General features: G+C 56.4%; 14 protein-coding genes. 13 read left to right on the top strand and 1 reads right to left on the bottom strand.

Annotated elements, in window-relative coordinates:
* The first annotated feature begins 73 nt into the window (after positions 1-73).
* Positions 74-1,225, top strand: a complete 1,152-nt coding sequence (gene tgt, locus QU660_RS06510) for a tRNA guanosine(34) transglycosylase Tgt (protein WP_304945726.1) — start codon at positions 74-76, stop codon at positions 1,223-1,225.
* Positions 1,222-1,527, top strand: coding sequence for a preprotein translocase subunit YajC (gene yajC, locus QU660_RS06505; protein WP_304945725.1), 306 nt, complete (start codon positions 1,222-1,224; stop codon positions 1,525-1,527). Before tgt ends, yajC begins: the two co-directional genes overlap by 4 nt.
* Before the next feature lie 55 nt (positions 1,528-1,582).
* Here the strand turns inward: yajC and QU660_RS06500 are convergent, their stop codons facing one another.
* Positions 1,583-2,188: a TetR/AcrR family transcriptional regulator gene (locus tag QU660_RS06500; protein ID WP_304945724.1), complete on the bottom strand. Its 606-nt coding sequence runs from the start codon at positions 2,186-2,188 to the stop codon at positions 1,583-1,585.
* Between the two features lie 92 nt (positions 2,189-2,280).
* On the opposite strand from QU660_RS06500, the gene QU660_RS06495 reads away from it, so the two are divergent.
* The 11 genes from QU660_RS06495 (at position 2,281) to QU660_RS06445 (ending at position 15,315) form a co-directional block, all read left to right on the top strand.
* Positions 2,281-4,749 carry a hypothetical protein gene (locus QU660_RS06495; protein WP_304945723.1) on the top strand — a complete coding sequence of 823 codons (2,469 nt, stop codon included), beginning with the start codon at positions 2,281-2,283 and terminating at the stop codon, positions 4,747-4,749.
* Positions 4,750-4,821: 72 nt separating this feature from the next.
* Positions 4,822-6,114, top strand: coding sequence for a UDP-N-acetylglucosamine 1-carboxyvinyltransferase (locus QU660_RS06490; protein WP_304945722.1), 1,293 nt, complete (start codon positions 4,822-4,824; stop codon positions 6,112-6,114).
* Positions 6,115-6,151: 37 nt separating this feature from the next.
* A complete protein-coding gene (gene metK / locus QU660_RS06485) occupies positions 6,152-7,336 on the top strand; it encodes a methionine adenosyltransferase (RefSeq protein WP_304945721.1) in 1,185 nt (394 codons plus the stop codon).
* 33 nt (positions 7,337-7,369) lie between these two features.
* A complete protein-coding gene (locus QU660_RS06480; protein ID WP_304945720.1) occupies positions 7,370-8,425 on the top strand; it encodes a sensor histidine kinase in 1,056 nt (351 codons plus the stop codon).
* Positions 8,422-9,105, top strand: coding sequence for a response regulator transcription factor (locus tag QU660_RS06475; protein WP_304945719.1), 684 nt, complete (start codon positions 8,422-8,424; stop codon positions 9,103-9,105). Before QU660_RS06480 ends, QU660_RS06475 begins: the two co-directional genes overlap by 4 nt.
* A 16-nt stretch (positions 9,106-9,121) precedes the next feature.
* Positions 9,122-9,838, top strand: a complete 717-nt coding sequence (locus QU660_RS06470) for a response regulator transcription factor (protein WP_304945718.1) — start codon at positions 9,122-9,124, stop codon at positions 9,836-9,838.
* A gap of 63 nt (positions 9,839-9,901) precedes the next feature.
* Entirely contained in the window at positions 9,902-10,048 is a 147-nt protein-coding gene (locus tag QU660_RS06465) for a hypothetical protein (RefSeq protein WP_304945717.1), read from the top strand.
* Positions 10,038-11,189 (top strand): sensor histidine kinase, encoded by a 1,152-nt coding sequence (locus QU660_RS06460; RefSeq protein ID WP_304945716.1) that lies wholly within the window; start codon positions 10,038-10,040, stop codon positions 11,187-11,189. The genes QU660_RS06465 and QU660_RS06460 overlap by 11 nt, the downstream gene beginning before the upstream one ends.
* Complete coding sequence (locus QU660_RS06455; protein WP_304945715.1) at positions 11,176-13,524, top strand: hypothetical protein; 2,349 nt, start codon at positions 11,176-11,178, stop codon at positions 13,522-13,524. Before QU660_RS06460 ends, QU660_RS06455 begins: the two co-directional genes overlap by 14 nt.
* The gene (locus QU660_RS06450; protein ID WP_304945714.1) at positions 13,524-14,486 is read left to right on the top strand and encodes an ABC transporter ATP-binding protein; all 963 of its coding nucleotides are present in this window, start codon (positions 13,524-13,526) and stop codon (positions 14,484-14,486) included. Before QU660_RS06455 ends, QU660_RS06450 begins: the two co-directional genes overlap by 1 nt.
* The gene (locus QU660_RS06445; RefSeq protein WP_304945713.1) at positions 14,470-15,315 is read left to right on the top strand and encodes an ABC transporter permease; all 846 of its coding nucleotides are present in this window, start codon (positions 14,470-14,472) and stop codon (positions 15,313-15,315) included. Before QU660_RS06450 ends, QU660_RS06445 begins: the two co-directional genes overlap by 17 nt.
* Positions 15,316-15,325 lie beyond the last annotated feature (10 nt).

The raw sequence follows: 15,325 nt of genomic DNA, 5'->3' as shown, positions 1-15,325 counted from the left end.
CAGAGCTCTCGGTGATACGCGAATAGAAGAGGGGGAGCAGAGCTCCTCCTCTTCTTGGCAGAGAGGATACGTTGTGAAATACAAAATTCTGGCAAGCGAGGGAAGAGCAAAGCGCGCACATATGGAGACGGTACACGGCAGCATTGAGACGCCGGTCTTCATGAATGTGGGCACGGTCGCCGCCATTAAGGGTGCGGTATCGACCGATGATTTAAAAGAAATCGGCACGCAGGTGCAGCTCTCGAATACCTACCACCTCCATGTGCGCCCGGGCGACGGGAAGGTCTCCGGCGACCGACTGATTCACGAATTCGGCGGCCTGCACCGTTTTATGCACTGGGACAGACCCATACTCACGGACTCCGGCGGTTTCCAGGTGTTTTCGCTCTCGGGCATGCGAAAGATCAAAGAAGAGGGCGTCACCTTCCGCTCTCACATTGACGGCAGGAAAATCTTTATGGGGCCCGAAGAGAGCATGCAAATTCAGTCGAATCTGGGCTCTACCATTGCGATGGCCTTCGACGAGTGCCCGCCGAGCCTTGCGGAGAGAAGCTATATCGAACAGAGTGTGGACCGCACCACGCGTTGGTTAAAGCGCTGCAAAACGGAAATGGCGCGGCTCAACGCCCTGCCGGACCGCGTGAATCCGGAGCAGCTGCTCTTCGGAATCAACCAGGGCGGCATACTTGAGGATGTGCGCATACGCCATGCGCGTGAAATACGGGAGCTGGATCTCGACGGCTACGCGGTCGGCGGACTTGCGGTCGGCGAGAGCGCGGAGGAAATGTATCGCATTCTCGATGCCGTGGTTCCGGAGTTGCCGCGCGAAAAGCCGACTTATTTAATGGGAGTCGGCACACCGCAGAACATTCTGGAAGCGGTCGAGCGAGGCGTGGACTTCTTTGACTGCGTGTACCCCTCGCGAAACGGCCGCCACGGACATGTATACACGAACAGCGGCAAGATTAATCTCTTCAACAAGAAGTATGAGCTGGACGCGCGGCCCATCGAAGAAGGCTGCGGCTGCCCGGCCTGCCGCTCCTATTCCCGCGCCTATATTCGCCACCTTTTGAAGGCGGGAGAGATGCTCGGGATGCGGCTTTGCGTCTTGCACAATCTGTACTTTTATAATACAATGATGCAAGAAATCCGTGACGCCATCGATCGAGGTGAGTTCCGGGCATATAAGGAAAGAAAAATAGAGGGCATGGAGGCAAAAGCATGAGCGGAGTCTTACTGACAGGCGGAACAAACAACATTCTGTTCTGGGGTGTTTACATTATCTTTTTCGGTGCGCTGATTTATTTCATGGCATACCGTCCGCAGCAGAAGCAGAAGAAGGAGCAGGAGGCGCTGCTCTCGAGCATTGCGGTCGGCGACTCGGTGCTCACGACTTCGGGCTTCTACGGCGTCATCATCGACATGACGGAAGACACCGTAATCGTTGAGTTTGGCAACAACAAGAATTGCCGAATCCCGATGCAGAAGTCTGCTATTGTCCAGATTGAGAAGCCGGGTGAAATTTGACGGAGACAAAAAGAGCGTCGGCAATGCGCCGACGCTCTTTTCTGTTTTGTTTGCCTCAGTCGCGGTGATTGAGGGTCCAACCGGGCGGAAGCAGGGTGGAGGAACCGAAGACGATGAAGCGCTCCGCGAGCGTTGCCATTTCCTCGGGAGAGAGGTCCGTGCCGTTTTCCACCCAACGGTGGATTAAACCGATTGTGCCCTCGGTGATATAGGAATAGAAGTACTCGTATTCCTGTTCGGATTTGCCGGCAATGGACTGCCACCAGGGCACCAAAATCTTTTCCTGGAAGACGGAGCGGAGTCGCTGGAGAAAGTTCGGATCGCCGTTTGAACCGATCAGAATGCGGATTAAGTCCGCGTTCTCCTGAATGAAACAGAGCAGATCGACCAAGAGTTTCCGCGGACTTTCCTTGACTTCCTCGGCATCGTGGCGGTCGAGCAACGCTGTGTATTGCAGGAACATCTCCTCTTCCAGATTCTGCAAGAGATCAAAGACATCGTGGTAATGCAGGTAGAAAGTACCCCGGTTGATATCGGCAAGTTCGGTGAGTTCGCGAACGCTGATATCCTTGACCGGCTTTTTCAAAAGAAGAGCACTCAGACAGCGGCGAAGTGCCGAGCGAGTTTTCCTGATTCTGCGATCTTGTCTGTCATCATTCATACAAAAGCCGCCTCCTCTGCCGTTTGTTTGTTAACAGGATAACATGTGAACAGTCGTTTTACAATCATAGAGCCGGAAAGAAGAAGGAACTTATGCCGATCAAAATGGACCGCGGTCCCAAGCGTAGACTGCGTTTTCGTGTATTGTTGTTTGTGCTTCTGTTTGCGGTCGCTCTGATTATCTGGTTTGCGCTCTCGATTCGCGAGCAGCGGAGACAGCAGAGCGGCGAGCGGACCTATCTTGCGGAGCCCGTACTCCCCGTGATTTGGCCGGAGACCCTGTCGCGCCGCATGGATGTACTCCATGCCTATAAGAACGCGACGGATGCGGACATCGCATTCGACAGTCTTGTGATACTGCCGGAGGACAGGAAGCTGCCGCTTTCCGTGGAGAGCGGGAATGTGACGATTACGGGGATACGCTATGAGATACGCTCCGCGGATTTGAAGGATCTCGTGGAGCGCACGGAGATTACGGACTGGGAGACACAGGATAAGAACGTCAAAGTCGTGCTACCCATCCAGAATCTGGTGCAGCCGGGGACCCAGTACCGACTGGATTTGACCGTTAAGACCGCGGAGGTCGGAGAACTCCATTACTACGCGCGTATTCTGGCGGATGAAGCGGGCCGCGCGGCGGACTTTGTCTCGCTCGCGGAGGATTTCAGCAACCGCAACTTCGACTATGACCGCGCGAAGGAAAATGCGGTTTTCTTGGAGAGCGGTGATGGCGGAGACAATACAACACTCGGCCGTGTGGACTTAAAGTCGAGCTTTAACCAACTGACCTACGGCGGGTTAAAACTCACCGTGACGGGAGAGGCAGATCTGCGCCTCCTCGAATACAACGGCAATTTGGCCATTGTGTCCCGCAGTTTTCTCGCGTCGAGAGACAGCGAGGACGGCACGCAGATGCAGTTTGAAATCAGCGAAAATTTCGTGATGCGAAAGGGACCGGAGCGTATTTACCTCATGGATTACACCCGCACCATGCACGAGATTTTCCTCGGCGATCAGTCGAGTTTTTCGGGTGCCAAGATGTACCTCGGCATCAACGAGGACGGAAACGTGCAGGCAACAGACAGCAAGGGCAAGCGCTGGAAGGCCGTTATTTCCAACGGTGACCTCTGGCTGCTCGACGGTGCCCGCAGTCTCTACACGCGAATTTTTTCGTTTCGGAGCGGTGTGGACAGCGGTGTGCGCGCGGGCTACCGAAAGCACCGTCTGAAAATCCTCTCCCTCTCGGACAAGGGCGACATTGATTTCCTACTTGCGGGCTATATGAACCGCGGCGAACACGAGGGCGAGGTCGGTATCTCGCTGATGCGCTATGACAGCGCGAAGAGTGCGGTCACCGAGCAGGCCTTTATTCCGACCACCGAGAGCTTCGAAGAGCTCCAGGCGGATATGGAGCTGCTCTCCGCGGAGAGCGGCGGCTCCATGTTTTATTTTAAACTCGGCAATGCGGTCTACGGCCTCGATTTGCAGAGCAAAGAGTACATTGTGCTCTGTGCCGATGCGGCGCAGAGTAACTTACAGGTCAGCGCTTCGCAGGAAGAACTTGCCTGGCAGGATACGGCGAACGGTTTCGGGGCCTCCGCCATCAACCAGATGCAGGTGGAAAGCCGAAAGCGCACCCCGATTGTCGCAGGCACGGGGCAGTTACTGCGTCCGCTCGGCTACCTGGGGCACGACCTCGCGGTCGGCATCGCCGAGGAGGGAAACAGCTGGGAGTTAAACGGGGTTGTGCGGGAACTGCCGCTCACTGCCATTGAGATCACGGACAGCAATGCGAAGAGCCCGGATCCCACGCGCTACATGGAGAGCGGCGTACTGCTCTCGGATGTACAGGTGACGGGAACGCGTATTCATTTGGAAAAAATCACGAAGACGGGAGAACACAGCTTCCGCGTGAGCGGAAGCGATACCATAGTCTCGAACTCCATGGAGGAGACGGCTCCGCGCGTGCTCACCGAGAACAATACAGAGAAGGAAAAGGTCTATTATACGGCGACACCGCGCGGATTCCAGGCAAAGCGCGCAAGAGCGGCGGCATCGGACGCGGTGAGCTTTGACAGCGCACCGAGAATGCAGGTCGACAAACAGAGCGATGACAGTGCGCGCTATGAGGCCTACGGACAGGGCAGGTATCTGGGGCGTTATCAGAGTGCGGGGCAGGCCATCAACATCGCCTACGAAAACCGCGGCTATGTGCGGAGCGGCGGGCGCATGCTTTACTGCCGGGCCGGCACGGCGAGTGCGCGAAACATCAAAAATCCGGATCAGAGTAAGGATGCGCTGCTCGCGGCAAGACAGGACGGGACAGCGCTCGATCTCTACGGAACAAATTTGCCCGCGGTACTCTACTTTGTCTCGGGCGGCGCACCGCTGCTCGCCTATTCGGACGGCGGCACCCCGCTCATTCTCTACGGCTACGACCGTTCGACCGTTTCGCTGTATCGCATCGATGACGGTACTTACTTTAAGCTCACGATGGAAGAGGCGACTCGTATGTTTGAAAACGGGCGAAGTGACTTTGCTGCGCTCACTTCTTCACGCTGATTTACGAATAAAGAAAGCTGTGATATAGTAGCACTGACCATGTTCCGGCGAAGGAACGCCAAAAGGAGTGAGATGGCACAATATATCATGAAAGGCGGCAATCCGTTGGTCGGTGAGGTCTCGATCAGCGGCGCAAAGAACGCGGCGCTTGGCATACTCGCAGCATCCGTCATGGCCGATGAGGATGTGTTAATTGAAAACTTACCGGACGTTCAGGACATTAATATGATGCTGGATGCGATCCGGGAAATCGGCGCGGATGTGATGCGCCTCGATACACACACGGTGCGAATCAACGGAAAAGGGATACGTGAGCTCTCGGTGGAGTCCGAGAACATGACGCGTATTCGGGCTTCCTACTATTTAATCGGTGCGTTGCTCGGAAAGTACGGACGGGCGGATGTGCCCATGCCGGGCGGTTGCGAAATCGGGCAGAGACCCATAGACCAGCACTTAAAGGGCTTTCGCGCGCTCGGCGCCGAGGTCGAGATTGTCAACGGCAGAATACGCGTTGAGAGCAAAAAACTCCGCGGAGAGCACATCTTTTTTGATGTGGTGTCGGTCGGCGCTACGATCAATGTCATGATGGCGGCGGCACTCTCGGAGGGGAGAACCATACTGGAGAATGCGGCGAAGGAACCGCACATCGTCGATGTCGCGAACTTCCTGAACAGCATGGGAGCCAATATCAAGGGCGCAGGTACGGACGTGATTCGCATTGTCGGCGTCCCGCGTTTTCATGCGGCGACCTATTCCATTATTCCCGATCAGATTGAGGCGGGAACCTTTATGTTCGCGGCAGCGATTACCCGCGGGGATATCATGGTCAAAAACCTGATTCCGAAACACATGGAGGCAATCAGCGCAAAACTCATCGAGATGGGCTGCGAGGTGCTCGAGTTTGACGACGCGATTCGCGTGGTCGGCACGCCGCGTCTTCGTCCCGTCAATGTGAAGACCCTTCCCTATCCGGGCTTTCCGACCGACATGCAGCCGCAGGTCGGCACGGCCATGGCCTTGGCGCGCGGGGTCAGCGTCTTGACCGAGTCTATTTTTGAGAGCCGGTATCGCTATCTACGCGAATTGAGCGCAATGGGAGCCTGTAGCAAGGTAGAGGGAAACACAGCGATTATCACCGGCGTCGAGAAGTTTACCGGCGCCGAGATTCACGCCTGCGATTTGCGTGCGGGCGCAGCGCTGGTGCTTGCTGGACTTGCCGCAGAGGGAATCACAACGATTTCCGACATACACTTTATTCAGCGCGGCTACGAACACTTCGAAGAGAAGCTTCGCGCCCTCGGCGCCGTCATTGAGCTGGCGAACAACGAGCGCGACCTTCGAAAGTTCATGATGGTCGCCGGCTGAAAGAAAAGCAATTGCTTTTAGAGGAGAGAAAAGAAAAATGGAGAGAAGATTATTCACTTCGGAGTCTGTCACAGAGGGACATCCGGATAAAATCTGCGACCAGATTTCAGACGCGGTTCTGGATGCGCTGCTCGCACAGGATCCGGAGAGCCGCGTTGCGTGTGAAACGTCCACCACAACCGGTCTGGTTGTCTTGATGGGTGAGATTTCCACGACGGCGCGCATCGATTACCAGCAGCTGGTGCGCGACACCGTGCGCGAAATCGGTTACACAAGAGGTAAGTACGGTTTTGACTGCGACACCTGCGCGGTGCTGACCGCGCTGCATGAGCAGTCGCCCGACATTGCGCAGGGTGTGAACCATGCGCTCGAGGCGAGAGAGGGACAGAAGGACGAGGAGCTCAATCAGGGTGCGGGCGACCAGGGACTTATGTTCGGCTATGCCTGCCGTGAGACGCCGGAGCTCATGCCCTATCCGATCAGCCTTGCACATAAGCTCTGCCGCAAGCTGACCGAGCTCAGAAAGGACAAAACGCTTACGTATCTTCGCCCGGACGGCAAGAGCCAGGTTACGGTCGAGTACGATGAGAACGGCAAGCCGGCGCGTCTCGACGCGGTGGTCCTCTCGACCCAGCACGATCCGGAGGTGAGTCAGGAGAAGATTCACGCGGATGTGAAGAAGTATGTTTTCGATGCGGTGCTCCCGCAGGAACTCGTGGACGAGCACACGCGCTTTTATATCAACCCGACCGGCCGCTTTGTGATCGGCGGTCCGAACGGCGATGCGGGCCTGACCGGCAGAAAGATTATTGTCGACACCTACGGCGGCTATGCGCGCCACGGCGGCGGCGCGTTCTCCGGCAAGGATCCGTCCAAGGTGGACCGCTCCGCATCCTATGCGGCGCGCTATGTCGCAAAGAACCTGGTTGCGGCGGGCCTCGCGGACAATGTGGAGATTCAGCTCTCCTATGCGATTGGTGTCGCTACGCCGACCTCGGTCTCGGTCAATTCCTTCGGCACGGGCAAGCTCTCGGATGAAGAGCTCTGCGACATTGTGCGCAAGGAGTTCGACCTTCGCCCGGCCGGCATCATCCGCATGCTCGATTTGAAGCGTCCCATTTATCGGCAGACGGCGGCATACGGACATTTCGGCAGAGAGGATCTCGCGCTTCCGTGGGAGAAGACGGACCGCGCGGAAAAGCTGAAGAGCTATCTCGGCTAAATTACAATTGATAGTTGCTCGGAGGGACTGTCTGTGAAACAGACCAGAATCAGATTGTTCGGTTCGGTCCTGATGATTATCATCATCCCCATGGCTCTTTTCATCCTGGGGATTTGGAAGAACAGCGATTCCTATCTGACCACGCAAGTGCTCATTTCGGGAATTGCTGTTCTTGTTATAGTGGCCTTTTCGATGGCGTTCTGGGTTTACGGTGCGGTGATATTGCCGCTGGAGCGCCTTGAGCAGGCAATGCGGGAGATTAAAAACGGGAACTTCGACGCGCCGCTTGACACCGAGGATGTGTCGAGCGAAATGCGCGGGCTCATGGACGACTTTGAAGAGATGCGGCTTCGCCTCAAGGAGAACCGAGAGGAGAAGGAAAAGGCGGACAGCGATGCCAAGGAGTTTTTAAGTAATATCACCCACGATCTGAAGACTCCGATTACCTCGATCAAGGGCTATGTGGAGGGAATTCAGGACGGCGTTGCCAGCAGCCCGGAGCAGATGGACCGCTATATCCGCACCATCTATAACAAGGCCAACGAGATGGATCATTTGATCGACGAACTCACCTTTTATACGAAAATCGACTCGAACCGCATCCCCTACCACTTTGCGATTGTGCCGGCGGCGCAGTTTTTCCGGGATTGCGCGGAGGATCTTAGGCTTGAGACGGAGGCGCGCAGCTTCCGCTTCACTTTTACGGAATCGCTCGGGGAGGATGTCAAGCTTGTCGCCGATGCCGAGCAGATGCGCCGCGTCATCAACAACATCATCAGCAATTCCATCAAGTACTGCGACAAAGCAATCGGGGAGATACGGATGCGGGTGGTCGATGACGGCGACTTTGTCCGGGTAGAACTCTCCGACAACGGCCCCGGCATTGCGCCGCGCCAGCTGCCCTATGTGTTTGAGCGCTTTTTCCGCGCGGATGAGGCGCGGAATTTTAAGGGCGGCAGCGGCATAGGGCTCTCGATTGTGAAAAAGATCATTGAGGATCACGGCGGCAGAGTCTGGGCCCGCTCGGAACCCGGGAAGGGAATGACCATACTCTTCTCGCTCAGGAAGCACATGGAGGATTGGACTTGAAACAAATACTGATTGTCGAGGACGATGAGAGCATAGCGGAGCTCGAGCGGGATTATTTGCAGGCGAGCGGCTTTGAGACAAAAATTTGTCTCAACGGGCGGGACGGCATGCAGGAGGCGCTGAGCGGCACCTATGATTTGATGATTCTGGATCTCATGTTGCCGGGCGAGAGCGGCTTTGAAATATGCCGCGAGGTGAGAGAGCGCTACAACACACCGATTTTGATTGTGAGTGCCAAGCGGGACGATATCGACAAGGTGCAGGGACTCGGACTCGGCGCGGATGATTACATCACGAAGCCCTTTTCGCCGCGGGAACTGGTCGCACGGGTGCGCGCCCACTTAAGCCGCTACGAGAGACTGGTCGCGGCAAAGCAAGGAGATGTGCTGGTGATTCGGGGACTTAAAATAGACCGGACCGCGCGGCGCGTGTTTGTGAACGGCGAGGAGAGAACACTGACCGCCAAGGAATTCGATCTTCTGAACTTTCTTGCGTCCAATCCGAACCGCGTGTTTACAAGAGAGGCGCTGTTCCGGGAAATCTGGGGCGAGGAGAGCCTCGGAGAGATTGCGACCATCACGGTGCATGTCAAGAAGATACGAGAGAAAATCGAACTGGATACGGCAAAACCGCAGTATATCGAGACGATTTGGGGCGTGGGCTATCGCTTCCGCGTGTAAAGGAGGTTTGAGACTTATGGCGACGGAGACAACAATCCTGGTTGTGGACGACGAGAAGGAAATTGCGGACCTGGTCGAGATCTATCTGGTGAGCGACGGTTACCGGGTGGTCAAGGCCAACGATGCGGAGGAGGGACTGCGCTTACTCGAGGAGAACGATGCTCAGCTCGTCCTGCTGGACATCATGATGCCCGGCATGGACGGACTTTCCATGTGCGCAAAGATACGGGAGACCAGAAACATTCCGATTATCATGCTCTCCGCAAAGAGTGCGGACATCGATAAAATCAAGGGACTCGGGACCGGGGCGGATGACTATGTGACCAAGCCCTTCAATCCCTTGGAGCTCACGGCGCGCGTCAAGAGCCAGCTGCGCCGCTACACCCAGCTTAACCCCCAGAGCGGCGGAGAAGAGGAAGAGGCTAAGAAGAAAGGGGAGATTTCGGTGCGCGGCTTGGTCATCAACCGCGATAACCACAAGGTCTCCGTGGACGGGAAGGAGATACGCCTCACGCCGATCGAATTTGACATCCTCTATTTGCTCGCAAGCAACACGGGGCGCGTCTTCTCGACGGATGAGATTTTCCAAAATGTCTGGAACGAGAGAGTTTATGAGGCGACCAATACCGTTATGGTGCACATTCGGCGCCTTCGCGGCAAGTTAAAAGAGGACAGCCGTGAGGACAAGATTATTACCACGGTCTGGGGGGTAGGCTATAAAATCGAAAAGTAAGCGGTCTGTACTGTGAAGGATGTGAAATCGGTTTTCTCGAAGAGACAAGGAGAGGATAGGAGCATGAAGAACAGCAGACGTTCAAAGACGGCGGCGGAAAAAGGCTTTTGGAAACGCTTTTTCGTTTCGCTGTCCTTAAGCCTATTGGCGACCGCGGCGACACTGTGGTTGAGACGGCAAAGAGGAGGCGCGGCGCAGCGTGAAACATAAGAAGACAAATGCAGGGGAGAGCTTTCAGCGGAAGGTTTTCTCCTCTCTGCTTTATAGCCTCTTACTCACCCTGACGGCTGAGTTTTTTGTGGCGAAAAATCTGCTCGCCGTTGCCGACTACGAGGTGCAGAGTGGTTCCCATGCGGCGCTCTTTCAACCGATTGCGGATTTTCGCCTTTTGACCTTGCTTGCGTTACTCGGCGGCGGCATTCTGTTTTTCTGTCTCGTGTTCTGGTTTTTGCAGAGAAAGTCTTTTTCTTACATCGCCGCGCTCTCGGAGGCCATGCGAGACATGGCGGGAGGAGATCTCCGAGCGACGGTGCACATCGAAGGGGACGATGAGTTCTCGGAGATGGGAGAAAATCTGAATCGATTGGGAGAAGAGCTCCGCTCCCTCATGGAGCGGGAGCGCGAGGCGGAGAAGAGTAAGTCCGAGCTGGTCACGAACATTGCACACGACCTGCGCACGCCGCTCACTTCGATTGTGGGTTATCTGGATATCCTGAGAGCCAAGCGAGACAGCCTGGATGCGGAGACGACCGCGCATTACACGGACATTGCCTATGAAAAGTCCAAGAAACTCGAAAAGTTGATCAACGAGCTCTTCGGTTTTACAAAGCTTTCGGGCGGGGAACTCGTTATGCATGTGAGCAGCTTGGATTTGGTACAGCTGTTGGCCCAGCTTTTGGAAGAATTCTACCCGAGCTTTGTCAATGCGGGCCTACACTATGAGCTGATTGCCGACCGGGAGTCTCTCGGCATCGAGGGAGACCCCGAATTGTTGGCACGCGTCTTTGAAAACTTGATCGGCAACGCAATTAAGTACGGGGCGGAGGGCAAGCAGCTTCGTGTGTATCTGGTGACGGAAGAGAATTTTGTCACCGTCCGCGTCGTAAACTACGGCAAGCTGATTCCGGCCGAGGAACTGCCCCATGTCTTTGACCGCTTTTACCGCGTCGAACAGTCCAGAAACGCAAAGACGGGCGGCACGGGCCTGGGCCTCACAATCGCTAAGAACATTGTCGAGATGCACCGGGGAGAAATTACGGTGACAAGCGACTGGAGCGGCACGGCTTTTGTGGTGCGACTCCCGCGAAATCTGGATTTCACAAAGGAAAATTTTGCCAATGCGTACCATTGAAGTGCAATACGGCTATGAAAATCGCGCGAAAGGCGGCCGCAACATGCCGGTTCGTCTCAGCATAGACAACCGTGCGTATGCCGACATGGAGGGAAGTGTCGAGTTTTTGTTCCGGCAGCCGGACGGAGAGCTCTACGCCTATGCCTATCCGCTTCGTCTGACAGCGGGGGAAACCTACACTGCCTCTTATGTGGTGCCGCTCAGTGTGGGCGCGGATGCTTTTTGGGTGCGGCTTCGGGACAGTGCGGGAAAACTCGCGGAGACAAAGCGGGTGGAACTCACTAAGAGCGGCGGAGAGCCGGAGCTCTTCATCGGTTTACTCTCGGATTCGCCGGAGGCGCTTGCCTATTTAAACGGCGTCTCGGTGAACTACGGTCAGATGAAGACCAGAACCTTTGCGCTCTCCGAGAACGATTTTCCGGAGGACAGACGGCAGCTGGATGCCTTTGATGTTGTGGTCATCAGCAACTATCAGGTCTCGAAGCTCAGCGTGCGGCAGGTGCGCGCGCTCATGCAGTGGATGCGAAACGGCGGCGTGCTGCTCTTCGGAACCGGCGAACGCGTGAACGATACCCTCGGCATGTTTGCGCCGGAGTTTCTGGACGATATGTACGAGCAGCCGACCGCACAGGAGCTTTCGCTCGCGGCGACCGACGGTCTTAGCGTACAGACCCCGGGAACGGAGGATGAGGCCGAGGCGCCGGTAGCGCTTCCCTATGTTCATATTTCGTTGCACGGCGGCAGCGAGGTGGTCTCTGCGGGAGAGCGCCCCCTCATCACGGCGGCCAACAAGGGCAACGGCGTGCTTGCGGTTTCTTCCATCGATCTCACGGCCCTGCATGACTACGCCTCGGCGCACACGCAGTACACCGACCAGCTCTTAACGCGTCTCCTCGGAAGCGCGCGGCTTGAGCGCCTCGCTTCCGAGGCACAAAGCGTTCGCTACGGTGAGGAGTGGTCCGCGGAGACCTTGGTGGACAACGGCGCCGCAACCCTTTTGCCGAATCTGCTCGGTTACGGCGCTTTGCTCTTTTTCTATCTGCTCCTGGTGGGCCCCGCGCTCTATGCCGTACTGCGGCACTTTCGGTCGGAGCAAATATATAGGCGCGCCGCAATTGCCGTGACGGTTTTCTTTGCCGGTATCACCTGGCTTTTCTCCGCGGGCAGCAGATTTCGAAGCCCGTTTTACAGTTATGCGAGCATACAGGAGGCCGGAGAGGATGTGCTCTCCGAAACCGTCTATGTCAATCTTAGAAATCCGCGGCACAGAAGCTATCAGCTTGCGCTGGAAGCCGGGAGTGAGATTGTGCCCCTTGCCACGGCGAAGCAGACGGCGGCAAACAGTAGCATAAGCGGAGAAGAAGAGGCGGATCTCACCGTATCCGAACGCGGAAAGGAACGGGAGATTGCGGTCAGAAATCCCGCGGCCTTCAGTGCCAAGTTGCTTCGCATGGAGAAGAGCACGGCAAACGAGCAGAGTCTCGGCTTTTCGGGCGATTTGAGTCTCTTCGGCGACAAGGTGAGCGGAACGGTGACCAACCGCTATCCGTACGCCGTGAACAATGCCTTTCTGTTGTTTTACGGAAAGGTGGTCGCACTCGGACGCATGGAGGCAAACGAGACCGTGGATGTCTCGGAACGAAATGTATACAATATTCCGCTTAACAACAAGCCTATGGTCGCCGCTTTTCTGACCGGTGTCTACGACGGCGGAAAAAACGAGCGAGAGCACCTGCGCGCGCTCGAGCGAGCGGACTTCCTCGGCTTTTACCTCTCCCAGGTGGCGGGAAATTATACGCCGGATGCGCGTGTGGTCGCGTTTTCGGAGGAGGAGCCCGCGGGCAAGGCGGTAGAGACCGAAGGGCTCAGGCATTTCGGCATGAATCTTCTGACTTCGGTGCTCACCGTGGACGCGCGGGAAGATGAGCGCATCAGCCGCTCGGCGCTGATGCGGGTCCCGGAGGTGCTGAGCGGCGACTATATCGCCGCCACAAATTCCTTTTACCGCGGCGACCCGGTCGTGCTGAGCTATAAGCTCGGGAAGAACTTCCGCACCGAGGCGCTGCTTTTAGAGGCGCCGGATGCCATCTTTGAGAGCGGCGAAGCGGGCGAGAACGCAGCGGAATTCCGCGGTGTGATTTCGTTTTACAACTACCGCAGCGGCAACTTTGATGACATCGAGGCCGGGAAAACGCGCTTTACGGCGGAAGAACTCGCGCCTTATTTTGCGCTGGATCAAACCATCACGGTGCGCTATGCCGAGGAGAAGAGCACAAGTCCCAATCGCTTGGATGTAGCGCTCCCGTGGATTACCGTCATAGGGGAGGAGAGCTGATGCTGGTATTTTCCGATGTTCGAAAAGCCTATCGAAATCTGGAAGTTCTGAAAGGGCTCACACTCTCGGTGCCGCGCGGCTCGCTCTTCGGCCTCATGGGACAAAACGGCGCCGGAAAGACGACCCTATTACGCATCGCAGCAGGCCTACTTGCGCCGGACTCGGGGGAACTTTTGGTGGGCGGTATCGATGTGCGGCAGCGCCCGGAGGCGGCAAAACGCCTGATCGGCTTTGTCCCGGACGGCTTCGGGGCCTATGACAATATGTCCGTACTCGAATACATGAGCTTTTTTGCGAGCTGCTTCGGGCTCGGAGGTCGCAACGCGCGTCTTCGGAACGAGGAACTTCTGCGGCGTGTGGGCCTCTTTGAGCGGCGTGACAGTTTGGTCACGGAACTCTCGAAAGGCATGCAGCAGCGGCTTTCACTGGCACGCGCCCTGATTCACGATCCCGAACTACTGGTGCTCGATGAGCCGACCAACGGACTGGATCCGGGGAGTCGCTTTTCCCTGCGCGAACTGCTCGGGGAACTTTCGGACAGCGGGAAGACCATTCTTTTAAGCTCCCATGTGCTCTCGGAACTCTCGGAAATCTGCACCGACATTGCGGTATTGGATAAGGGCAGGGTTCGGGCCACCGGCGAAGTACAGGAGATACTGCGGCAGATTGCGAACTCGAACCCGCTTCGGGTCACGGTTTTAAACGGTGAGAAGACGGCCCTTCGCATGTTTCGGAGAAACCCCTGTATTCGGGCCGTCATGCAGGACGGTAAACAGTTTCAACTGGAGTTCATCGGCAGCGCGGAGGATGAGGCCTCGCTCTTACAGCAGCTCATCGATGCGGAGGTGCCGGTCAAGAGCTTTGTTCGGGAACCCGGAACCTTGGAGTCGTTCTTCCTGAACATGACGGTCGGCAGAGAGGAAAGGATAATCGTACAAGATGAAGATGAATCCGATTTGTGAACGAGCCTCCCGCGCGGCTGCCAGAACGCCGCGTTTCAGTGCCTCGCTCTGCGGCGGCAATGCCCTGCTCTCGGCCATGGCGGTCTTCCTGTTGGGACTCATGTTTCAGCGCGCGGAAAATACGGGAGAACTTCGCTATGAGGAAGTGCTCGGGGTCTTTCACGCGCTGATCTGGACGGAACTGGCACTCGCGGCTCTCCTGGTGCCGGCGAGTGCGGCGAGTGCCGTAAGCGGCGAGCGGGAGCAAAAAACCCTGGATCTTTTGCTCGGGACAGCGCTCTCACCGCCGAGCATCATTCTCGGAAATCTCTTGCAGAATTTGATCACCGCTGCGATTTTTGTTTTTTCCGGCCTGCCGGTGTTATTAACCGCCCTGCTGTTCGGCGGCGCGGGTTTTACGGATCTGGCCCTGCTGTTTGGCGGAATCTTACTTTCGGCAGCTCTTGCGGGCAGTCTCGGGCTCTTTTTCTCGGCGCTGAATCGCACGACGGCGGTTGCCATCGTTGAGACCTTTGCGGCCGAAGCCCTGCTCTTCTTCGGGCCTTACGGGCTTTATTTACTGCTCAGAAATTACGGCGGCGCGGGGAACGGCGCAGCAGTACTGCTTTGGCTCTCGCCGCTCAGTCTGATGGAAGGGCTGCTGTTTCGCGCTACCGGACACTCGGATTTCGCCTTACTCGGAGACGGCAGGCTCTTTGAGGCGGCCCTGGTGCCGACTGTCTGTCTGCAGCTCTGCCTCATGGGCATCCTGCTCTTTTTGGCGGTCAAGGTGATTTCGCCGCGCCGCAGAAAACGTAAGTTTACAACAGAACAGAATTTGATAAAATAAAAAGGTATTT

Source organism: Stomatobaculum sp. F0698, assembly GCF_030644385.1.
In the GTDB taxonomy this organism is placed as follows: Bacteria; Bacillota; Clostridia; order Lachnospirales; family Lachnospiraceae; genus Moryella.
This window is presented reverse-complemented; position numbering and strand designations above follow the sequence as displayed.